The following is a 20,267-nucleotide window of genomic DNA, read 5'->3' as shown; positions in this document are numbered from 1 at the left end:
CCTAGTCCCAGCAAGCATTGTTGACGGTATCCCCGAGCCGGGTGGCACTCCGGGTGCCATCCTGGTCGATGGAGAAAATGATGCAGTCGCTGTCTGACCCCTGCGCACCAGAGGCCGTGGCAAACAGGATGTATGTATTGACCCCGGCCGAGATGACCAGGTGATAGAAGCCGGATTCGGAGTTCTCCGAGATATTCAAGTCGGCTGCGGATGAGGTATACCGATTGAAGTCCATAAAATAGGTTTCTTGTCTGTTGGCGGCGTCCAACAGCATTTTTTTGGCATCAATTCGGTGGCTGGACAGCAGGTAACGCTGATAGGAGGGATAGGCAATAGTGCCAAGAATCGCCACGATTGCGACGACAATCATCAATTCAATGAGAGAAAAGCCTCGATAGAACCCAATCATAACCCATCCTTGGTGACTGGCGGTTCATATAGTCTAATGCCGGATAGGTCGCAACGACAAATCCGGCATCAGGAACATAACTCTTTATTCTCAGGCCATCCTGGCCACATTCAAATAATTCTAAGCTCGGGCGGCACTTCAAACACCACATTCTCTTCTCGGCCAGGATGCTCGGTCACTATCTTGCCTCCCAGCTCGCGCAGACGAGCAATGACATTCTGAACCAGCACATCGGGGGCTGACGCACCCGCCGTGACCCCGATACGGGCAACCCCGTCCAGCCATTGCGGCTCAATCATGGAGGCATCGTCGATGAGGTAGGCCTTGGCGCCCACCTTCTCGGCCAGCTCCCGCAGACGGTTGGAGTTGGAAGAGTTGCGCGACCCCACCACCAGCATGGCGTCCACCAGCCCGGCCATCTCCCGCACCGCATCCTGGCGGTTCTGGGTGGCATAGCAGATGTCATCCTTGCGCGGCCCCTGGATCTTGGGGAAGTGCGCACGCAACGCATCGATGACATCCGAGGTCTCGTCCACGCTCAGGGTGGTCTGGGTGACGAAACAGAGATCGTCCGGGTTCTTCACCTTGAGCCTGGCCACGTCTTCCTGTGTCTCCACCAGATACATGCCCCCCTCACTGTTCTCGTACTGTCCCATGGTGCCGATCACCTCGGGGTGGCCGGCATGGCCGATGAGCACGGCTTCGGAACCCTTGCGGCTGGCACGATGGACCTCCATGTGCACCTTGGTCACCAGCGGACAGGTGGCATCGAACACCTTGAGGGCGCGGGATTTGGCCATCTCGCGCACGACCTTGGCGACACCGTGAGCAGAGAAGATGACGATGCTGTCATCCGGCACCTCGTCCAGCTCTTCGACGAAAACGGCACCCGCCTCCTTGAGCTTGTTCACCACGTAGCGGTTGTGCACCACCTCGTGACGGACATAGATGGGGGCACCGAACTTCTCCAGCGCGCTCTCGACGATGCTGATGGCCCGGTCGACACCGGCACAGAAGCCACGGGGGTTAGCCAGCAGAATATCCATCAGTGCACCTTCTCCTCGTCATCAACCCCCAGGATCTCCACCTCGAAGGTGACGGTGTGACCGGCCAGGGGGTGGTTGAAATCGACCGTGACCGACATCCCTTCCACCGCCCGGATGATCCCGGGCAGTTCGCTGCCGTTGGGCTGATCGAACAGGATGATGGTACCCACCTTGGGCTCAACTTCGTTACCGAACTTGGCGCGATCGAGATGGTAGATGTTGTCGGGATTGGAAAGGCCGAACGCCTCTTCCGGCGCCAGGGTAAAGCTCTTGCTCTCCCCTTCGCGCAGCCCCAGCAGGCATTGCTCGAAGCTCGGCGTCAGGCTGCCGTCTCCCATCCGCAGACGGGCAGGCTTGCCGTGCAGCGCCGTGCTGTCCGCCACCGAGCCATCTTCCAGTTTGATAGAGAAATGGAACAGCACGCTGCTGTCCGCAGCAATCAGCTGGCTCATAAGGTCGCGTCCTGTTTTTTCTCACCACGGAAGCCGTCCAGCACGATCATGGCGGCACCGATGAAGATGAAGCTGTCAGCCAGATTGAACGCCGGCCAGTGGGCGCGCTGCCAGTAAAAGTCGAGGAAGTCGACCACATGGCCCAGCACCAGCCGGTCAAACACGTTGCCGAGCGCCCCGCCGATGATCAGGCTGTAGGCGATACCGCTCCAGCGCTGGGTGACCGACTGCTTGCGCAGCCAGTGGATCAGCAGGCCGCAGATGGCGAACGCCAGCACCGCAAAGAACCAGCGCTGCCAGCCTCCCTGATCTGCCAGGAAGCTGAAAGCCGCTCCCTTGTTGTAGACATGGACCAGGTTGAAGAAGGGGGTGATCTCCACCCCCGGGTAGCCAAACGGCAGCAGCTTGACCACGGCGAGCTTGCTCGCCTGGTCCAGTACGAAGGCCAGCACCGCCAGCCACAGCCAACGCAGGCCGCTTTTATGTTGAGTCATGTTCATCAGGCAAATTGACGCGTTTCGCCGTCACCCTCGACGTTGGTGACGCAGCGGCCACAGATCTCTTCATGACCCGCAATGGTGCCCACGTCTTCCACATGGTGCCAGCAGCGGTCGCACTTGGCGGCGGCAGACTGGGCCACGCAGAGCCACAGGTCATCGCGCTCGGTCGCCACGGCATCTGCCGGTGCGACATCGACGCTGACGACCTTGGCCTTGGAGGTGAGCAGCACGAAGCGCAGCTCATCGGCCAATGCGTTCAGACGCGCGGCCAACTCAGGCTTGGCGAACAGGGTCAGCTCGGCCTGCAGAGAACCGCCGATGCGCTTCTCGCCACGGGCCACTTCCAGCGCCTTGTTCACTTCACCGCGCACGGTGAGGATCTCGGCCCAGAACTCGTCGTTCAGCACTTCGCCCGCTTCAAGCCCGAACAGGCCGTCGTACCACTCCTCGGTGAACACGAACTCACCGCGCTCACCCGGCAGCAGGGCCCAGATCTCGTCGGCGGTGAAGCTCATGATGGGCGCCATCCAGCGCACCATGGCTTCGGCAATGTGATAGAGGGCGGTCTGGCAGGAGCGACGGGCCAGGCTGTCGGCCTTGGCGGTGTACTGACGATCCTTGATGACGTCCAGATAGAAGGAACCCATCTCGATGGAGCAGAACTGCATCAGCTTCTGGGTCACGCCGTGGAAGTTGTACTCGTCGAACGCGGCCACGATCTCGGCCTGTACCGCTTTGGCACGGCCCACTGCCCAGCGATCCACCACCACCATGTCGGCAGGCGCCACCATGTCGGTCGCCGGATTGAAACCGTTCAGGTTGGCCAGCAGGAAGCGGGCAGTGTTGCGGATACGACGATAGGCGTCGGCGGAGCGCTTGAGGATCTCGTCGGAGACGGTCATCTCACCGGTGTAGTCAGTGCTCGCTACCCACAGACGCAGGATGTCGGCACCCAGCTTGTTCATCACGTCCTGAGGGCTTACCACGTTGCCGATGGACTTGGACATCTTGCGGCCCTGACCATCCACGGTGAAGCCGTGAGTCAGCACCTGGTTGTAGGGAGCCTTGTCTTTCATCGCCACGCCGATCATCAAGGATGACATGAACCAGCCACGGTGCTGGTCAGAGCCTTCCAGATACATGTCGGCCGGCTTGCCGTTGAACTCGGGACGGGCATCGACCACGGAGGCATGGGTAGAGCCGGAGTCAAACCAGACGTCCAGGGTGTCGGGTACCTTCTCGTAGTTGTCGGCATCGACGCCCAGTAGCTCGGCCTTGTCCAGATCCCACCAGGCCTGGATGCCGGACTGCTCGACCCGCTTGGCCACCTCTTCCATCAGGCGCACGGAATCCGGGTGCAGCGCCTGGGTATCCTTGTGAACGAACAGGGAGATGGGCACGCCCCAGGTACGCTGACGGGAGATACACCAGTCGGGACGGTTCTCGACCATCGCCTGGATGCGATTCTTGCCCCAGGCCGGGACCCAGCCGCTCTGGCCGTGTTCGGCAATGCCCTGAGTCTCGATACGCTCGATCTCTTCCAGAGCACGCTTGCGCAGACCCTTCTGCTCCATGCTGATGAACCACTGGGGGGTGGCACGGAAGATGATCGGGGTCTTGTGACGCCAGCAGTGCGGGTAAGAGTGGTTGAATACCTTGTGGTGCAGCAGGGCACCGCGCTCGGTCAGCACCTCGACCACGGCCGCATTGGCCTTGAACACATGCTGGCCGGCAAACAGTTCGGTATCCGGCAGATAGACGCCGTTGCTGCCAACCGGGTTGGCCACTTCCAGACCATACTTCTGACCGACCACGAAGTCTTCCTGACCGTGACCAGGGGCGGTGTGGACCGCGCCAGTACCGGCGTCCAGGGTCACGTGGTCACCCAGCACCACAGGTACGTCGAAGCTGTAGAAGGGGTGGTTGAAGCGCAGCAGCTCGAGTGCGGCACCCTTGGCATAGCCCAGGTTGTGGAAGTGCTCGATGCCGGCGCGATCCATCACGTCCTTCACCAGCTCAGCGGCCAGGATCAGACGCTCGGGATTGTCGCCCTCTACCTGCACCAGCGCGTAGTCGAGATCGGCATGCATGGCGATGGCGCGGTTGGCCGGCAGGGTCCACGGAGTGGTCGTCCAGATCACGGCAGAGAGCGCGCCCTTGCCGGTGTGGCCTTCGGCGCAATCAAACTTGGCGGCAACGGCAGCCTCGTCGACGGCCTTGAAGCGCACGTCGATGGAGGGGGAGTTCTTGTCGTAGTACTCCACTTCTGCTTCAGCCAGCGCGGAGCCGCAATCGGTACACCAGTGCACCGGCTTGGAGCCTTTATGCAGGTGGCCGTTTTCAACGATCTTGGCCATGGAACGGATGATGTTGGCTTCGGTCCCAAAATCCATGGTCAGGTAGGGGTGTTCCCAGTCACCCAGCACGCCCAGACGGATGAAGTCGGTCTTCTGTGCTTCGATCTGGGTTTTGGCGTATTTGCGGCACTCGGCGCGGAACTCGGCGGCGGAAACCTTCTCGCCCGGCTTGCCGACCATGCCTTCCACTTTCAGCTCGATGGGCAGACCGTGGCAATCCCAGCCCGGCACATAGGGGGAATCGAAGCCAGAGAGGCCCTTGGACTTGATGATGATGTCTTTGAGGATCTTGTTGACCGAATGACCGATGTGAATGCTGCCGTTCGCATAGGGGGGGCCATCGTGCAGAATGAAAGAAGGCTTACCCGCTTTGGCGCGGCGAATGGCGCCGTAAAGATCCTGATCGTACCAACGTTTCAACATGTTGGGTTCGCGTTTGGCCAGATCGCCACGCATCGGAAACTCGGTTTCCGGCAGATTCAGGGTGTGTTTATAGTCGCTCATCAGTCCTGGGTTCCCTTCTTTTCTAAAAGAGTGCTGGGTAAATGAAATTGTGGCAGCCCGAACCAGGCTCGGGCCGCCAGGGCATCTCGTTCGATCTGCTCTTTCAAGGCGGTGAAAGAGTCAAATTTCTGCTCTTCGCGCAGCTTGTGGCGAAGCAGCACCTTGACCTGCTGACCATATAGATCACCAGAAAAATCAAATAGATGTACTTCCAATCTGGCTTGTGTACCACTCAAGGTCGGGCGTACACCCACATTGGCGACACCGGGGAAAGTCTTGCCGGAACATATCACTTCCACCGCAAACACGCCACCGACCGGGACAACCTGGCGTTTGAGGGCCAGATTCGCGGTGGGAAAACCTATGGTGCGCCCCAGCTTGTCGCCATGGGCCACCCGGCCGCTGATGGCATAGGGGCGACCGAGCATCAACTCCACCTCCGCCATGCGACCCGCTTTGAGGGCCTCGCGCACCAGGGTGCTGCTGACCCGCTGGCGGGAAAGCTGGAAACTCTGGGTGCTGATCACCTCGAACCCGAAGCGCCGACCGGCCTCCTCCAGCAGGTGGAAGTCCCCTTCCCGCCCCTTGCCGAAGCGAAAATCGTCGCCGACCACCAGATAGTGCACACCGAGTTTCTCCACCAGCAGTTGCTCGATGAAGGTGCTGGCTGCCTGCTCGGCAAAACGATGGGTGAAACGCACGCAGAGCATGCGATCGATCTGCATTCCCTTGAGGGCTTCGTACTTCTCCCGCCAGCGGCTGAGGCGGGCGGGCGCGGCACTGCCCGCAAACAGCTCCAGCGGCTGGGGTTCGAACAACATGACACAGGCGGGCAGGCCAAGTTGGGCGGCCTTCTCCTGCAAGCGGGCCAACACCGCGTGGTGCCCCTGATGAACCCCATCGAAGTTGCCTATGGTCAATACACAGCCCCGGTGACGGGGCTTGATATTGTGAATGCCGCGAATAAGCTCCATCAGTGCCTTGTGCGTTGCTGCCATGGAAATCGGCGGATTATATATCAGGCAGCAGGCAGGGTCAGCCCTGCCGTTGAGCCGATTTAGCCATCCCGCCCACTTCTCGGACTCGGCCAGGAGCATCGCACCTCATTGGCGGGTCAACCCGACAGCCCCTGAGACCGCTCCCATCTCCCTTGTGCTGTCCCCCGGCCCTGCCGCTGGTTCGTTATTGCTGATCGGCTCTCAGGTGCCGTGGCCGGATCCCCAATGCCAAGAGGACAATGCCATACAGCGCTCCGCCCAGGCAGAGCAGCAGGGTCAACTCCAGGCTGGCCTTGCCCATGCTCCAGGCCCCCCATTGGGCGAGATCCGGTGACAGATAGGCCAGAAGCCCCCCCATCAAGACCGTTGCCGCCAAGAGCTTGAGGCAGAACAGCCCGGTGTTGCGGGAAGGGCGATAAACATCCTGCTGATAGAGCCCCTTGAACAGCAGTGCGGCGTTCAGGGTGCCGGAACAGGCGGTGGCGAGAGCCAGCCCCACGTAGCCGAGCGGATAGATGAAGATGAGGTTGCACACCATGTTGGCTACCATGGCCATGATGCCGATACGCACCGGCGTCCTGGTATCCTGGCGGGCGTAATAACCGGGGGCCAGCACCTTGATGAGCATCAAGGAGAGCAGCCCCGTAGTGGAGGCCAGCAGGCTGGCACTGGACATGCTCACCTCGTGCAGACCGAACTCACCGCGCATGAAAAGTACCCGCAGTATGGGCTCGCGCAGTACGGCGATGCCGACCATGGCTGGCAAGCCGAGCAGCATCACCATGCGCACCCCCCAATCCATGGTGCGAGAGAAATCAGCCGGATCCGCATCCACGTGTTTTCTGGCCAGGGCAGGCAGGATCACCGTGCTGATGGCCACCGCAAAGAGACCGAGGGGAAACTCCAGCAACCTGTCCGAGTAATAGAGATAGCTGATGGCACCGGTAGCCAGGAACGACGCCAGCATGGTGTTGATCAGCAGGTTGATCTGGCTGACCGAGACGCCGAACAGGGCCGGGATCATCAGGGTACGGATCTTAACCACCCCGGGATGGTGCCAACCCCACTTGGGCCAGACCAGCATGTTGAGCTGGCGCAGAAAAGGATACTGGAACAAAAACTGGACCAGACCGCCGAGGAAGACACCGATCGCCAGGGAGATTTCGGGGCGCTCCATCAAGGGCGCGATCCACCAGGCCGCCGCAATCATGGTGATGTTGAGGAATACCGGCGTGAAGGAGGACACGGCAAAACGGCCAAAGGTATTGAGAATGGCCCCCGCCATGGCGGTGAAGGTGATGAACCAGAGGTAGGGGAAGGTGATCTTGAGCATCAGACTGGCCAGCTCGAACTTCTCCGCCGCCGGTCCGCCATGCAGCCAATCCCAGAACCAGCCCCAGCCAAAGAGAGCCGTCAGGACACCGGAACCCAGCACCCCGAGCAGGGTGACCACGGTGACGATGCCACCCAGGGTGCCCGCCACCGCCGCCAGCAGCTCCCGAACCGCCTGCTCGTCACCATTTTTCTTGTACTCCGTCATCACGGGCACGAAGGCCTGGTTGAATGCCCCTTCGGCAAAGAGCCGGCGCAAGAAGTTAGGAATGCGATTGGCGAAGAAGAAGACGTCTGCGGCCACCCCGGCACCGAGCAAATTGGCGATGACCACATCGCGCACCAAGCCCATCACACGGGATGCCAGCGTCATTCCGGACACTATCATGCCGGATTTGATCAATTTCTTACTCAAGACGAGGCCTCTGGAACTGTCGGAAAGAAAAGAATGCTGTTAGAATCGGCCGACAGTTTAACCGTCTCCCATCTGACACACCACCGGGGGGCGGTGTTTATTTGCACAAATCATTTGACAATATGTGGTTGGGAAGGCATATTTCCGGGCCTTTTCAATACACTCGCTAAGACAGTTTTAGGAGTTTTACCTTGGCTAACATCAAATCTGCTAAGAAGCGTGCTCTTCAGTCAGAGAAACGTCGTCAGCACAACGCCAGCCGTCGTTCCATGACCCGTACCTACCTGAAGAAAGTGATCGCTGCCATCGCCTCTGGTGACAAGGCTGCTGCCACTGCCGCTTTCGCTGTTGCTCAGCCGATCATGGATCGTATGGCGACCAAAGGCCTGATCCACAAGAACAAAGCTGCTCGTCACAAGAGCCGCCTGTCTGCCCAGATCAAAGCCATGGCTTAATCAGCATCCGCTGATGAAAGCTGAAAAAACCGGCCTAGTGCCGGTTTTTTATTTGGGGTCGCTACAGTACAGTCTGTGCAACAATCCGATCATCTCGCGCACCTCATGGCTGCGCAGGGAGTAATAGACCGTCTGGGCTTCCTTCCTCGTCGCCACCAGCTCATCCCGGCGCAACACCGCCAGATGCTGCGACATGGCTGACTGGCTCAATCCCAAGACCTCGTTCAGCTCGCCGACCGACAGCTCCCTATCCAGTAACTGGCACAAGATAAACAGCCGTCGCTCATTGGCCAATGCCTTGAGCAGGGTGACGGCACGCCCGGCATTCGCTTCCATCTCTTCCAATCGCATCTCACCCTCATCTTCCAAGACTGGCATCATAGCGCCGTCACCCTCGATTTAAAACGAGAGGCTTGCCGGCTGAATGGCCGTGAAATCCTCCTGCCCCGCAAAGAGGAAGGAGAAATCACTCTCGCATACCCGCTTGACCGCAGGATGCTGGATCATCCGCTCGGCAAAGATGACGTAATACTCCTCCATCAGATCCTGGGTTTCACCCAGCAGCATCACCTCCTCCCCCTCCAGGATCTCCTCCCGATAAATGGTCGGTGCCATGAAGATGCCCTGGTTAAAGAAGCCGAACGCCTTCATCAGCGCCGCATCGTCGAATTCTCCCAGAATGCTGGGGGAAATTCCCTGCTGCTCGAACCACTGGGTCAGTTGACGACCCATGGCGGTGCGACGGCCCGGGATGAGCAGCTTGCGCTCTTCCAGGCAGGCAGGGAAAGGCTGGGAGGGCAGAGGCGCCTTGCAGAAGAAACTGACGCCGCATCCCCCCAGACGCTTGGACAGCAACCCGGCATGCTGGCTGGAGTCCACCGGGCAATCAGAGAGGATCATGTCGAGCTTGTGCTCGCTCAACTGCTCTAGGAGCAGTTCATGGGTCGACTCGAAGCAGCGCAGGTGAATGGAACCATCATTGGGGATCACGGAGAGCAGCACCCGGCTGGCAAGACGCTTGGAGAGTGCATCGGCGATGCCGACGTCGAACAGGATCTGGCTCTCCTTGCGGTAGTTGACGATATCCAGCATCTCGTAGGAGAGGCTGAACATCTTGTCCGCATAGCGAAATACCAGTTGGCCAAGCTCGGTGGCCTCAAGGGAGCGCCCCTTTCTGATCAGCAACTTGCCGCCAAGACGCTGCTCAAGCAGTTTGATCTGACCGGTCACGGTCTGTGGGGTCAAAAAGAGGGCTTCCGCCGCCTGCGTGACGGAGCCCTTCTTCTGAGTCATCCAAAAATAGTAGAGATGGTTGTAGTTAAGGTGTGACATCCGATGGGGTTCCCGCGCCAGGCGGGCTCCGGTAGCAGCTGAGTTCAACCGCCAGAATGTCATACATGTCGCTGATCGAGTCAACCTTGTTCGCGTCGAACTGTGCCTGCAGATGGGCCTTGAGACGACCGGCATCCGGCATTCGCTCGGTGCAGTAGCGCTTGTTGGACAGCTTGACTCGCTCGCCGGCACGACTGCTCAGTGCCCGTTCGGCGAAGGTCTCTCCGAACCGGGCTTTTACCTGAGAGTCCCCCAGCATGAGTGCGCTGTCGACCACCCCGTTGAGATAGGCAGAACAACTTGCCGAGGTGGCATCCCGCTGACAATCGGCCAGACTATCTGCCCAGAGTGCAGGGCTCGCCAGCATGACTAACCATCCTAGTTTTCTCATAACCCCTCCGTACTTTGATTCGCCTCCCGATTGGGCAGCGATATCCGCAGGGCGATGTAACCGATCACGGCCGCGAGTGTGGAACCTGCCAGGATCCCGAGGCGCGAGTAGCTGCCGTAGTCCAGTCCGCCATGCTCGAATGCCAGCGATGCGATAAACATCGACATGGTGAAGCCGATGCCACACAGGATGCTGACGGCAAAGATCTGTCTGAAGTTCACTCCTTGCGGCAATTGGGCAATGCCTGATTTCACAGCCAGCCAGCTGATGGTGAAAATCCCGAGCGGCTTGCCGACGAAGAGCCCCAGGATGATCCCCATGGGGAGCGGATTGAGCAGAGCCGAGAAGTTGATCCCCTCCAGCGATACCCCGGCGTTGGCGAAAGCGAAAAGCGGCAGGATCAGGAAGGCGCTCCAGGGGTGCAGCCCATGCTCCAGATGCTTGAGTGGCGATGCGTAACGCTTGCCGTTGAGGGGGATCATGAAGCCCACGATAACCCCCGCCAGGGTCGCATGGACACCGGACTTGAGCACGGCAACCCAGAGCACCAGGCCGACCAGCATATAGAGTCCAATCCTGTCCTCACCACGGCGATTCATCCAGAGCAAGGTCAGGGTGGCCACCACACCTATCGCCAGCGCAGTCAGCGACAGTTGCTGGGTGTAGAAGAGGGCAATGATGATGATGACCCCCAGATCGTCCATGATGGCCAGCGCCAGCAAGAAGACCTTGAGGCTGGTCGGTACCCGCTTGCCCAGCAGCGCCATGACCCCGAGAGCGAAGGCGATGTCGGTTGCGGCCGGAATCGCCCAGCCAGCACGGGTAGCTTCGTCTCCGTAGTTGAAGAAGCTATAGATGAGGGCCGGTGCCAACATCCCACCCACGGCGGCAATGGCCGGGAAGGTTGCCTGCACCCGGGAGGAAAGCGCCCCCTCTAGCATCTCTCGCTTCACCTCGAGACCCACCAGAAGGAAGAAGATCGCCATGAAGCCATCGTTGATCCAGAGCAGCAGCGGCTTGTTGATGTCGAGCGCCGCGATGCGAACCTGCACCTCGGTATTGAGGAAGCTCTGATAGTGTTGCGCCAGTGCCGAATTGGCCAGGCCGATGGCAAGCAGGGCGGCCAGGATCAGAATGATCCCGGAAGCAGACTCCAGTTTGAGAAAACGCTTGAATACATCGCTCATATCTAACTACCCATAAGATTCCATTTTTTCAGTCTAGGGCCCGAGTAGCTCAATGAAAAATCGTTTCTAACGGCCGATAACAACGAAAAAACCGAAAGCAAAACAGATAATGCCTGCTATAAGCCGATTACTACCCTCTTTCAAGAGCCTTCTCTCCACCCGGAACATCGCATATAAATTCACATAAAATGCAAAAGGCGCCCGCAGGCGCCTCTAACAGCTGAGTGTCAATTCATCGTCACCTGAGAGGCGGGACTCGCCCCAGGCTCATTACTTACTCAAATAGCGACAGGCGCCTTGATCCCAGGATGGGGATCATAGCCCTGGATCTCGAAATCCTCGAATCTGTAATCGAAGATGGAGTCAGGTTTGCGCTTGATCACCAGTTGCGGCAAAGGGCGCGGTTCGCGGGTGAGTTGCAGTGCGGTCTGCTCCATGTGGTTGGAATAGAGGTGCACATCGCCACCGGTCCAGACAAAGTCCCCCACTTCCAGATCGCACTGCTGCGCCATCATGTGGGTCAGCAGCGCATAGCTGGCAATGTTGAACGGCAGGCCAAGGAAAACATCACAACTGCGCTGGTAGAGCTGGCAGGAGAGCTTGCCATCCGCCACATAGAACTGGAAGAAGGCGTGGCAGGGTGCCAGCGCCATCTTGTCCAGCTCGCCCACGTTCCAGGCGGAGACGATGATGCGGCGGGAATCCGGGTTGTGCTGGATGTCATCCACCGCTTTCTGGATCTGGTCGATGACAGACCCATCAGCCGCCGACCAAGAGCGCCACTGGGCGCCATAGACAGGCCCCAGATCACCGTGCTCGTCGGCCCATTCATCCCAGATGCTGACACCGTGCTCTTTCAGATAGGCGGTGTTGGTATCGCCATTGAGGAACCAGAGCAGCTCATGAATGATGGAGCGCAGGTGGCACTTCTTGGTTGTCACCAGCGGGAATCCTTCCGCCAGATTGAAGCGCATCTGATGACCGAACAAGGAGACTGTCCCGGTGCCGGTGCGATCGGATTTGACGGTCCCTTCATCCAGAATTTTCTGCATCAGGTCGAGATAGGCACGCATTACTTCGCCTCCTTCGGTGCATTGCCGAACAGACGGGGCTGCTTGTAGGCGGCCCAGACCATGAGCCCCCCCGCCACTATCATCGGGGTAGAAAGGATCTGACCCATGCTGATCTCATTGAAGTAGAGACCCAGCTGGCTGTCTGGTTGACGAACAAACTCCACCAGGAAGCGGAACAGACCGTAGAACAGCAGGAACATCCCGGAAATGGCGCCACGGGGTGGGTGCTTGCGCCAGAACAGGTTCAGGATGATGAAGAGCACCACCCCTTCCAGCGCGAACTGGTAAAGCTGGGACGGGTGACGCGGCTCGGGCCCAGCCTCGGGGAAGATGATGGCCCAGGGGACATCGGTGACCCGACCCCACAACTCGCCGTTCATGAAGTTGCCGATGCGGCCAACACCGAGGCCGAACGGAATGAGCGGCGCCACGAAATCCGCCACGGTGAAGAAGTGGCGCTGGGTTTTGTGGGCAAACCAGATCATGGCGGTGATCACCCCGATGAGGCCACCGTGGAACGACATGCCACCGGTCCATATCTTGAACAGATAGGTCGGGTCGGCAAGGAAGAGATCGAAGTTGTAGAACAGCACATAGCCGATACGGCCACCCAGGATCACCCCAAGGAAGCCATAAAACAGCAGGTCGGATACCTCGTTGCGGGTCCAGCCGCTGTTGGGTGCATCGGCACGGCGACCTGCCAGCCACATGGCGAAGGCAAAACCGAACAGGTACATGAGACCATACCAGCGTACCGATAATGGTCCCAAACTGAATGCTACGGGATCAATCTGCGAGAAAACCCAATATCCGTCGTGCTGCATAGGCGGCCCCAATCATAAGAAAAGCCGCATTCTCCGATCATTCTTACGCAGTAACAAGACGGAATATCAATCGGGCAGCCTGACCTTGTGCCCAGCCCGCAGCAAGCCTCCCAGACCGTGCTCTTCCAGATAGCGGGCAAACAGGCCGCGCAGCACGTGAGGATTGTCATGCTTGAGACCATCCGCCATCAGCGTCTTCAACTCACCAAGGTCGGATTGCCGCAGCACGTATTTGATACGGGAGATGTTGTGGGTATTCATGCTGAAACGACGATAGCCCATGGCCAAGAGCAGCAGCACCCCGACCGGATCGCCAGCCAGCTCGCCACAAACAGAGACCGGTTTGTGATAGCGCTGAGAGGAATCGACCAACAGTTGCAAAGCGCGGATCACCGCGGGATGGAAGGCATCGTAGATGCTGGCGACACGGGCATTGTTGCGATCCACCGCCAGCAGGTACTGAGTCAGGTCGTTGCTGCCCACCGACCAGAAGTCGATGAGCGGCGCCATCTCCGGCAGGATGTACAGCGCGGAGGGGACTTCTATCATCACCCCGAGACTGGGGTAGCGGATCACCGCATCGCGGCTGGCCGCTTCTTCCGACACCTCGCGCCACGCCTGATCCAGCAGACGACGGGAGGCCTTGATTTCACTGACGCTGCTGATCATCGGCAGCATGATGGCCAGATTGTCCAGCCCTTCACTGGCCCGCAACATGGCCTTGAGCTGCACCAGGAAGAGTTCGGGGTGATCTAGGGTGAGCCGGATCCCCCGCCAACCAAGGAAGGGATTTTCCTCCACGATGGGGAAATAGGGCAGTTGCTTGTCCCCCCCCACGTCCAGAGTCCGCATGCAAACCGGGCGATCCCGATAGGTTTCCAGGATCCCGCGATAGCGGGCAGTCTGCTCCCACTCCGAAGGGAAGCTGTCCTGCAGCATGAAGGGGATCTCGGTGCGATAGAGCCCGACCCCGTCCGCCAGATGATTGAGGGAGATCTCGGTATCCGCACTCAGCCCTGCGTTGAGCAGCAGAGAGACCTTGGTGCCGTCGGCAGTCTCGGAGGGCTGGTTGTCGACGCTACGCACCAGGGTGTCGAGTGCCCGCTCCTCACTCAGCAGTTGCCGGTACTCGGTCAGGATCACCTGGTTGGGTTCGATGAAGAGATCGCCGCTGTAGCCATCGATGACCAGAGTGCGACCGCCGATGTCACCGAGGGGCAGATCCACCCCCATGATGGCCGCCACCCCCATGGCACGGGCCAGGATGGCGGCATGGGAGTTTGTCCCGCCCTTGAGCGACACCACACCGCTCAGAAATTCCCTCGGGATCTCCGCAAGGATGGTGGCCGTTACTTCATCGGCGACCAGCACCACGGGTTCGCCGATGGTGAGCTGCTCGGGTTCGTCCTGCACCAGCCGGCTGATGAGCCGCTGGGCGATGTCTTTCACATCGGTGGAGCGCTCCCGCAGATAGGGATCCTTCATCCCCTTGAACTGCTCTATCAGCCGATCGCTGATGAGTTTGACCGCCGAGATCGCCGTCCAGTGTTCCTTGCTGACCTTGTTGCGGATGGGCTTGATGTAGCCGGGATCGTTAAGCAGGTGCAGATAGATGTCGAAGATGGCAACCGAGTCCTGGCTGTAGCTCTCGCGAAAGCGCAGTGCCAGGCTCTCCAGATCGTGGCGCACTTCCTCCACCGCCAGCTCGAGACGGGCAAGCTGCTTGGCATGATCTTCATCCTTGCGCGGCGTGATGGTATTGAGCGCCTTGCGCGGACGCCACACCCAGGCCTTGGCGATGGCGATGCCACTCGCCCCGGCAATACCGCGCAGCGGCTTGCTCCAGTCGGTCTTCTGCAGCCACCCCTTGGCCTGGGCCTGGGCGATGCGGGCAGCCAGCTGAGCTGCCAGGGTGACCATGAAGGACTCCTCCCCCTCATCGAAGAGGCGGCTCTCCTTCTGCTGCACGACCAGAATCCCCACCACCTGACGCTGATGCATGATGGGAGCGCCGAGGAAGGAGCGAAACGCCTCTTCCGCCACATCGGGCAGGAACTTAAAACTGGGGTGAGAGGGGGCATCGGCCAGGTTGATCAGCTCTTCACGCTGACCCACCAGGCCGACGATACCCTGCTCGAACGGCAGGGTGGCCTTGCCCACGGCCGATTCGGCCAGACCATCGGTCGCAGCCAGTCGATAGCGGCGCATGTCCGGCTCGGCTACATAGACGGAGCAGCAGTCCACCGTCATGGCGAGCCGGGTCTGGCTCACCAATGCTTGCAAGGCCTGTTCGAGGGTGTTGGCCTCGGCCATGCTTTCCACGATGCGTCTGAGTTCCGTCAGCAACTAGTTGTGCTCCTTAACGCGAGCGGTTGCGCCGCCCATCTTTTCGGTTAGCCTGCACCACGGGGACTGGCATGGCCAGCGGGGCAAACTCCTTCATCACCCGGCGGTAAACCTCCCGCTTGAAGGAGACGACCTGACGAACCGGGTACCAGAAGCTGACCCAACGCCAATCATCAAATTCCGGGTGACCATGACAGCCAAACTGGATCCTGGACTCTTTGCCAGGATCGAGCTGCAACAAAAACCATTTCTGCTTCTGGCCAATACAGACCGGTGAACTGTCCCAGCGGACGAGTCGTTTGGGTAAGCGATACTTCAGCCAGTTGCGACTGGTCGCCAGTATGGTCACATCGTCCTGCTTGAGGCCTATCTCCTCATACAGCTCACGATACATGGCCTGTTCCGGCGATTCACCATCATCAACCCCCCCCTGCGGAAACTGCCAGGAGTGCTGCCCATAGCGCTTAGCCCACAATACTTGTCCGTCACGGTTACAGATCACGATGCCGACATTGGGACGAAATCCGTCACCATCTATCACGTGATCACCTTATAAAGGCTGAATCTATAACGAGATTGTTCCACATTCACCCCGTGGCGGCAAACAGGGACTGTCATCTTCCGTTCATGAATAACTTGGCATTTCAAGCAAAGTTATAAACAAATTGAAGGTTCATGCTAGGCAAGTTGCCCACCCAGACTGTGCATAAACCTGTGATCAAGCAGGTATATACAGTAGTTTTATACTGTGGCATTGCACGGAAGCATATCATACCCGATTCACTTAAAAACAAAATATACATTTAAATACATAAGGTTATAGTTTAATTGCTGGATCAAGATCCATGTCTTTTGCCTAAGAGGATCCAGCCTGTCAATTGTGAACAAGTTCGACTGCTCAAAGATCCACCAAGACGGATTTATCCACAGATATGGCGCATTATCTGCACCGAAATGGCGCTGAAAATCAGCGTACTCTCACATTTATTTCTGGTGCCACGCTTCCTTTCACCACTTTACGCCAGTTATCCAAGATTTCTGTGGATAACTGTGTGCAACAGCTCGCACAAACCCTTGGACAACTCGTTTATGCGGGGATCCGGCGGGCCAACATACTGGATAAATAAAGTAAAACCCTTTAAAATCATTTAGATATGTTTAATTCTGTCACCCATGTCTCCCTGTGTATAGTCGGGCGAGGATCGGTTATAAAATCAGCGATACCATGCAAGGATCCGTATTGCGATGTCTATTATCTCCAGAGGAGCCCTCATGCCCGCCAATCCCCAGTCAGAACAAGAGCTGCTCAGTCGAGCCTACGCCATGGCTGGCTTCACTCTGGCCCAGCTTGCCGCAACGGCGGGCATCCCCGTACCGCGGGATCTCAGGCGTGACAAGGGCTGGACAGGGCAGTTGATCGAGTGGCAGCTGGGGGCCAGTGCAGGTAGCCGTCCCGAGCAGGATTTTCCGGATCTCGGTATCGAGCTCAAGACGATCCCCGTCGATCCTCAAGGGCGCCCGCTGGAAACCACCTTTGTCTGCGTGGCCCCCCTCATCGGGGTCAGCGGCCAGCGCTGGGAGGAGTCAAACGTGCGCAACAAGCTGTCGCGGGTGCTCTGGATCCCAGTGGAAGGCAGCCGCGACATCCCTGTCGGTGACCGTCGCGTCGGCATGCCGCTGCTATGGAGCCCGAATGAAGAGGAAGAAGGACTGCTGCGCCAGGACTGGGAAGAGCTGATGGACATGATAGTGCTGGGGGAAGTGGAGCAGATCAGCGCCCGCCACGGCCAGGTATTGCAGCTGCGCCCCAAGGCGGCCAACAGCAAAGCGCTGACCCGCGCCATCGGCCGCAATGGCCAACCCATCATGACGCTACCACGGGGCTTCTACCTCAAGATCGAGTTCACCCATCAACTCCTGCAGCGCCATTTTGCCCTCCCCCTTTGATCCTGTTTATCAACATCCTTGTCATAAAGTGATATAAAAATAACCAGCGCTACTTTCTTCGCAGCCAGTGACAAGGAGTCCATATGCCGATCAACAAGCAATTCCTCAAATCGCGTCCCGAGGTCAAGGTGACCTTTGCCGTCGAAAAGGAGGCCGCCGGTGATGCCGAGCAGGTCTTGCTGCTGGGTGAATTTAGCCAGTGGCAGCCCATTGAACTGAAGAGGATGAAAAACGGGGAGTTCAAGGCGACACTCAACCTGCCGACCGATGGCCCCAGCCATTTCGAGTATTGCTATCAGCTAGTGCAACCCGATGGTGAAACCCTTTATGACAACGACTGGGAGGCGGACGACTATGTGCCTGGCCCCTTCGGGCGTGACAACTCGGTGGTGCGGGTCAGCCAGCCAGGTTGAGCTGGAACACCCGAAAGCGGATACAAAAAAGGCTCGCCATTGGCGAGCCTTTTCACTACCTGTCGAGCTTTTCGCCGACATACCGACACCAATTCGAATCGAATTAGTTGAGCTTCTCTTTGATACGAGCAGCTTTGCCGGACAGGTTGCGCAGGTAGTACAGTTTGGCGCGGCGAACATCACCACGACGCTTCAGTTCTACACTGTGGATCAGCGGAGAGTGAGTCTGGAATACACGCTCAACACCTTCGCCGTTGGAGATCTTGCGAACGGTGAAAGCAGAGTGCAGACCGCGGTTACGCTTGGCAATCACGATGCCTTCGAAAGCCTGCAGACGCTCTTTACCACCTTCTTTAACACGAACTTGAACACGTACGGTGTCGCCCTGGGCAAAAGCCGGGATGTCGGTACGCAGTTGCTCTTGTTCAAGCTGCTGAATAATCTTGCTCATTGTCTTTCCTTACCTAGGATAAACTGAAAACTCTACTTAACGCTGTCACGCACTTCGCGGACATACTCGGCAAGAAGTGATTCTTGCTCGTCAGTCAGAGCTAGGTTGTTAATAAGTTCCGGCCTTCTCTGCCAGGTTCGTCCGAGCGATTGCTTGAGTCGCCAGCGCCGAATCACTTCGTGATTGCCGCTTGTCAGCGCCTCGGGCACCGTCAGCCCATCCAACACCTCCGGCCGAGTATAGTGGGGATGATCCAGCAGCCCATCCGTGAAGGAGTCCTGCTCGGCACTGGCCTGATCGCCCAAGACCCCCGGGACCAGACGCGAAACCGCATCGATCAGGGTCATGGCAGGCAACTCACCACCACTTAACACGTAATCCCCGATAGACCACTCTTCGTCGACTTCGGTTTGTATCACGCGCTCATCGATACCTTCGTATCGACCGGCGACCAGAATCAGTTTCTGATTCGTCGCCAACTCGGTCACGCCCGCTTGAGTCAGCTTGCGTCCCTGAGGAGAGAGATAGATGACTTTCGCCCCGTCTCCCGCCGCTTGCTTGGCTGCATGAATGGCATCACGCAGCGGCTGAACCATCATCAACATGCCGGGCCCACCACCATAAGGACGATCATCGACCGTACGGTGTTTGTCGTGGGTGAAGTCCCGAGGGTTCCAGCACTCAATTTGCAGCAGGCCACTCTTGACGGCCCGACCCGTTACCCCGTGCTCGGTAATGGCTCGGAACATTTCCGGGAAGAGGCTAATGACCCCAATCCACATAAGAAACCTCCGGCACCCGTGTTAGCGCGGGAAACTAGAAACCAGGATCCCAATCAACTTCGATTGTTCGAGCAGTCAGATCAATATTCTTGATCACCTGCTCTTCCAGGAACGGTATCAACCGCTCCTTTGCACCAAAGGCATCTTTTACATTGGCCTCAACCACCAACACATCGTTGGAGCCGGTTTCCATCAATTCGGTCACCTTGCCCAGGTCGTATCCCTTGGTGGTTACCACGGTGCAACCAATGAGGTCACGCCAGTAGAACTCCCCTTCGGGCAACGCAGGCAACAGATCGGCGGGGACGCCAATCTCGACGTTGGTCAATGCCAGGGCATCCTCACGCACATCGATACCATCGAGTTTGCAGATCAGACCCTTGTTGTGACGCTTCCAGGATGACACCCGGATTTCACGCCACGCCCCGTTCTGATTGATCAGCCAGGGGTTGTAATCGAAAATCGCTTCGGCAACATCGGTGAAGGAGTTCACTTTAAGCCAGCCCTTGATCCCGTAAACGGTTCCCAGGGTGCCCAGAACTACAGGTTTTTCCACCTTAACTCCCTACCGTTTGGCTGATTAAGCAGCTTTGGCAGCGTCTTTGATCAGCTTGGCAACGCGGTCAGAAACAGCGGCACCAGTAGCAACCCAATGCTCGATACGAGCCAGGTCCAGGTTCAGCTTTTCAGCGTTACCAGCAGCAACCGGGTTGAAGAAACCGACGCGCTCGATGAAACGACCGTCACGGGCGTTACGGCTGTCAGCAACTACTACCTGGTAGAACGGACGCTTTTTCGCGCCACCACGTTGTAAACGAATGGTTACCATATCGTCCTCATAAACATCTAATGAACAAGGCCTGCAAATACGCAGACCCTAGCTTAAAATAAGCCGCGTAATTCTACTTGGATTCGTAATAATTGCAACCAAGCCAGCTATTTTTTGCGCAGGGATTGGCATGAAAAAGGCTCACCAGGGTGCAATGCTGTTCACTTAAGCGGAGCCGCATTGCGATTTACCGGAAAACGGGTCTTTGATATCTTCACCGCCCT

General features: G+C 58.2%; 22 protein-coding genes. 3 read left to right on the top strand and 19 right to left on the bottom strand.

All coding sequences use genetic code 11. The features are described from left to right. Position 1: 1 nt before the first annotated feature. The 7 genes from tppA to murJ all read right to left on the bottom strand — a co-directional run bounded on the left by tppA (position 2) and on the right by murJ (position 8,013). Positions 2-409 carry a type IVa pilus pseudopilin TppA gene (gene tppA, locus PG887_RS15970; RefSeq protein WP_039039991.1) on the bottom strand — a complete coding sequence of 136 codons (408 nt, stop codon included), beginning with the start codon at positions 407-409 and terminating at the stop codon, positions 2-4. A 110-nt stretch (positions 410-519) separates the two neighbouring features. After that, entirely contained in the window at positions 520-1,455 is a 936-nt protein-coding gene (gene ispH / locus PG887_RS15965; RefSeq protein ID WP_104455243.1) for a 4-hydroxy-3-methylbut-2-enyl diphosphate reductase, read from the bottom strand. Further along, a complete protein-coding gene (gene fkpB / locus PG887_RS15960; protein ID WP_041210958.1) occupies positions 1,455-1,907 on the bottom strand; it encodes an FKBP-type peptidyl-prolyl cis-trans isomerase in 453 nt (150 codons plus the stop codon). The genes ispH and fkpB overlap by 1 nt, the downstream gene beginning before the upstream one ends. After that, positions 1,904-2,407: a signal peptidase II gene (lspA, locus tag PG887_RS15955; RefSeq protein WP_039039988.1), complete on the bottom strand. Its 504-nt coding sequence runs from the start codon at positions 2,405-2,407 to the stop codon at positions 1,904-1,906. Before lspA ends, fkpB begins: the two co-directional genes overlap by 4 nt. After that, complete coding sequence (gene ileS, locus PG887_RS15950; RefSeq protein ID WP_270822242.1) at positions 2,407-5,268, bottom strand: isoleucine--tRNA ligase; 2,862 nt, start codon at positions 5,266-5,268, stop codon at positions 2,407-2,409. The genes lspA and ileS overlap by 1 nt, the downstream gene beginning before the upstream one ends. Beyond that, entirely contained in the window at positions 5,268-6,242 is a 975-nt protein-coding gene (ribF, locus tag PG887_RS15945) for a bifunctional riboflavin kinase/FAD synthetase (RefSeq protein WP_010673098.1), read from the bottom strand. Before ribF ends, ileS begins: the two co-directional genes overlap by 1 nt. Before the next feature lie 208 nt (positions 6,243-6,450). Further along, a complete protein-coding gene (gene murJ / locus PG887_RS15940) occupies positions 6,451-8,013 on the bottom strand; it encodes a murein biosynthesis integral membrane protein MurJ (RefSeq protein WP_104451887.1) in 1,563 nt (520 codons plus the stop codon). 191 nt (positions 8,014-8,204) lie between these two features. Between murJ and rpsT the strand changes: the two genes are divergently transcribed. Continuing rightward, the gene (gene rpsT, locus PG887_RS15935; RefSeq protein ID WP_005308808.1) at positions 8,205-8,468 is read left to right on the top strand and encodes a 30S ribosomal protein S20; all 264 of its coding nucleotides are present in this window, start codon (positions 8,205-8,207) and stop codon (positions 8,466-8,468) included. A gap of 48 nt (positions 8,469-8,516) precedes the next feature. Here the strand turns inward: rpsT and PG887_RS15930 are convergent, their stop codons facing one another. The 8 genes from PG887_RS15930 to rppH form a co-directional block, all read right to left on the bottom strand. Then, positions 8,517-8,819, bottom strand: a complete 303-nt coding sequence (locus PG887_RS15930) for an ArsR/SmtB family transcription factor (RefSeq protein ID WP_042878863.1) — start codon at positions 8,817-8,819, stop codon at positions 8,517-8,519. Between the two features lie 48 nt (positions 8,820-8,867). Next, positions 8,868-9,800 carry a transcriptional activator NhaR gene (gene nhaR, locus PG887_RS15925; protein ID WP_010673095.1) on the bottom strand — a complete coding sequence of 311 codons (933 nt, stop codon included), beginning with the start codon at positions 9,798-9,800 and terminating at the stop codon, positions 8,868-8,870. Further along, a complete protein-coding gene (locus PG887_RS15920; RefSeq protein ID WP_175429470.1) occupies positions 9,787-10,167 on the bottom strand; it encodes a hypothetical protein in 381 nt (126 codons plus the stop codon). Before PG887_RS15920 ends, nhaR begins: the two co-directional genes overlap by 14 nt. Before the next feature lie 20 nt (positions 10,168-10,187). Next, a complete protein-coding gene (nhaA, locus tag PG887_RS15915; protein WP_104455241.1) occupies positions 10,188-11,378 on the bottom strand; it encodes a Na+/H+ antiporter NhaA in 1,191 nt (396 codons plus the stop codon). A 278-nt stretch (positions 11,379-11,656) separates the two neighbouring features. Beyond that, entirely contained in the window at positions 11,657-12,451 is a 795-nt protein-coding gene (gene thyA / locus PG887_RS15910) for a thymidylate synthase (protein WP_104455240.1), read from the bottom strand. After that, on the bottom strand, positions 12,451-13,275 hold the full coding sequence (gene lgt / locus PG887_RS15905) for a prolipoprotein diacylglyceryl transferase (RefSeq protein WP_043153049.1): 825 nt from the start codon (positions 13,273-13,275) through the stop codon (positions 12,451-12,453). Before lgt ends, thyA begins: the two co-directional genes overlap by 1 nt. Positions 13,276-13,341: 66 nt before the next feature. Beyond that, positions 13,342-15,621 carry a phosphoenolpyruvate--protein phosphotransferase gene (gene ptsP, locus PG887_RS15900; RefSeq protein ID WP_102949164.1) on the bottom strand — a complete coding sequence of 760 codons (2,280 nt, stop codon included), beginning with the start codon at positions 15,619-15,621 and terminating at the stop codon, positions 13,342-13,344. A gap of 13 nt (positions 15,622-15,634) precedes the next feature. Continuing rightward, positions 15,635-16,162, bottom strand: a complete 528-nt coding sequence (gene rppH, locus PG887_RS15895) for an RNA pyrophosphohydrolase (RefSeq protein ID WP_010673089.1) — start codon at positions 16,160-16,162, stop codon at positions 15,635-15,637. Between the two features lie 731 nt (positions 16,163-16,893). Between rppH and mutH the strand changes: the two genes are divergently transcribed. Then, positions 16,894-17,568 (top strand): DNA mismatch repair endonuclease MutH, encoded by a 675-nt coding sequence (gene mutH / locus PG887_RS15890; protein WP_042014896.1) that lies wholly within the window; start codon positions 16,894-16,896, stop codon positions 17,566-17,568. An 83-nt stretch (positions 17,569-17,651) separates the two neighbouring features. Then, positions 17,652-17,981, top strand: coding sequence for an isoamylase early set domain-containing protein (locus PG887_RS15885; RefSeq protein WP_010673087.1), 330 nt, complete (start codon positions 17,652-17,654; stop codon positions 17,979-17,981). Positions 17,982-18,084: 103 nt separating this feature from the next. On the opposite strand, the gene rplS is transcribed toward PG887_RS15885, so the two are convergent. Genes rplS through rpsP form a run of 4 tightly spaced genes read right to left on the bottom strand, consistent with a single transcriptional unit; the run spans position 18,085 to position 20,043 of the window. After that, positions 18,085-18,432, bottom strand: coding sequence for a 50S ribosomal protein L19 (gene rplS, locus PG887_RS15880; protein ID WP_005313505.1), 348 nt, complete (start codon positions 18,430-18,432; stop codon positions 18,085-18,087). A gap of 32 nt (positions 18,433-18,464) precedes the next feature. Then, the gene (gene trmD / locus PG887_RS15875; RefSeq protein WP_010673086.1) at positions 18,465-19,214 is read right to left on the bottom strand and encodes a tRNA (guanosine(37)-N1)-methyltransferase TrmD; all 750 of its coding nucleotides are present in this window, start codon (positions 19,212-19,214) and stop codon (positions 18,465-18,467) included. A 34-nt stretch (positions 19,215-19,248) separates the two neighbouring features. Continuing rightward, a complete protein-coding gene (gene rimM, locus PG887_RS15870) occupies positions 19,249-19,770 on the bottom strand; it encodes a ribosome maturation factor RimM (RefSeq protein WP_039039979.1) in 522 nt (173 codons plus the stop codon). Positions 19,771-19,794: 24 nt separating this feature from the next. After that, positions 19,795-20,043, bottom strand: coding sequence for a 30S ribosomal protein S16 (gene rpsP / locus PG887_RS15865; RefSeq protein WP_010673084.1), 249 nt, complete (start codon positions 20,041-20,043; stop codon positions 19,795-19,797). Positions 20,044-20,267 lie beyond the last annotated feature (224 nt).

Source organism: Aeromonas sp. QDB14 (assembly GCF_027707845.1).
GTDB classification, from domain to species: domain Bacteria; phylum Pseudomonadota; class Gammaproteobacteria; order Enterobacterales; family Aeromonadaceae; genus Aeromonas; species Aeromonas caviae.
Note: the sequence above shows the minus strand (reverse complement) of the source record. Positions and strands in the feature narration are given on the sequence as shown.

Coding starts and splice junctions, on each gene's coding strand:
- tppA (WP_039039991.1), bottom strand. CDS start 409: ATGATTGGGTTCTATCGAGGCTTTTCTCTCATTGAATTGATGATTGTC.
- ispH (WP_104455243.1), bottom strand. CDS start 1,455: ATGGATATTCTGCTGGCTAACCCCCGTGGCTTCTGTGCCGGTGTCGAC.
- fkpB (WP_041210958.1), bottom strand. CDS start 1,907: ATGAGCCAGCTGATTGCTGCGGACAGCAGCGTGCTGTTCCATTTCTCT.
- lspA (WP_039039988.1), bottom strand. CDS start 2,407: ATGAACATGACTCAACATAAAAGCGGCCTGCGTTGGCTGTGGCTGGCG.
- ileS (WP_270822242.1), bottom strand. CDS start 5,268: ATGAGCGACTATAAACACACCCTGAATCTGCCGGAAACCGAGTTTCCG.
- ribF (WP_010673098.1), bottom strand. CDS start 6,242: ATGGAGCTTATTCGCGGCATTCACAATATCAAGCCCCGTCACCGGGGC.
- PG887_RS15930 (WP_042878863.1), bottom strand. CDS start 8,819: ATGCGATTGGAAGAGATGGAAGCGAATGCCGGGCGTGCCGTCACCCTG.
- nhaR (WP_010673095.1), bottom strand. CDS start 9,800: ATGTCACACCTTAACTACAACCATCTCTACTATTTTTGGATGACTCAG.
- PG887_RS15920 (WP_175429470.1), bottom strand. CDS start 10,167: ATGCTGGCGAGCCCTGCACTCTGGGCAGATAGTCTGGCCGATTGTCAG.
- nhaA (WP_104455241.1), bottom strand. CDS start 11,378: ATGAGCGATGTATTCAAGCGTTTTCTCAAACTGGAGTCTGCTTCCGGG.
- thyA (WP_104455240.1), bottom strand. CDS start 12,451: ATGCGTGCCTATCTCGACCTGATGCAGAAAATTCTGGATGAAGGGACC.
- lgt (WP_043153049.1), bottom strand. CDS start 13,275: ATGCAGCACGACGGATATTGGGTTTTCTCGCAGATTGATCCCGTAGCA.
- mutH (WP_042014896.1), top strand. CDS start 16,894: ATGCCCGCCAATCCCCAGTCAGAACAAGAGCTGCTCAGTCGAGCCTAC.
- PG887_RS15885 (WP_010673087.1), top strand. CDS start 17,652: ATGCCGATCAACAAGCAATTCCTCAAATCGCGTCCCGAGGTCAAGGTG.
- rplS (WP_005313505.1), bottom strand. CDS start 18,432: ATGAGCAAGATTATTCAGCAGCTTGAACAAGAGCAACTGCGTACCGAC.
- trmD (WP_010673086.1), bottom strand. CDS start 19,214: ATGTGGATTGGGGTCATTAGCCTCTTCCCGGAAATGTTCCGAGCCATT.
- rpsP (WP_010673084.1), bottom strand. CDS start 20,043: ATGGTAACCATTCGTTTACAACGTGGTGGCGCGAAAAAGCGTCCGTTC.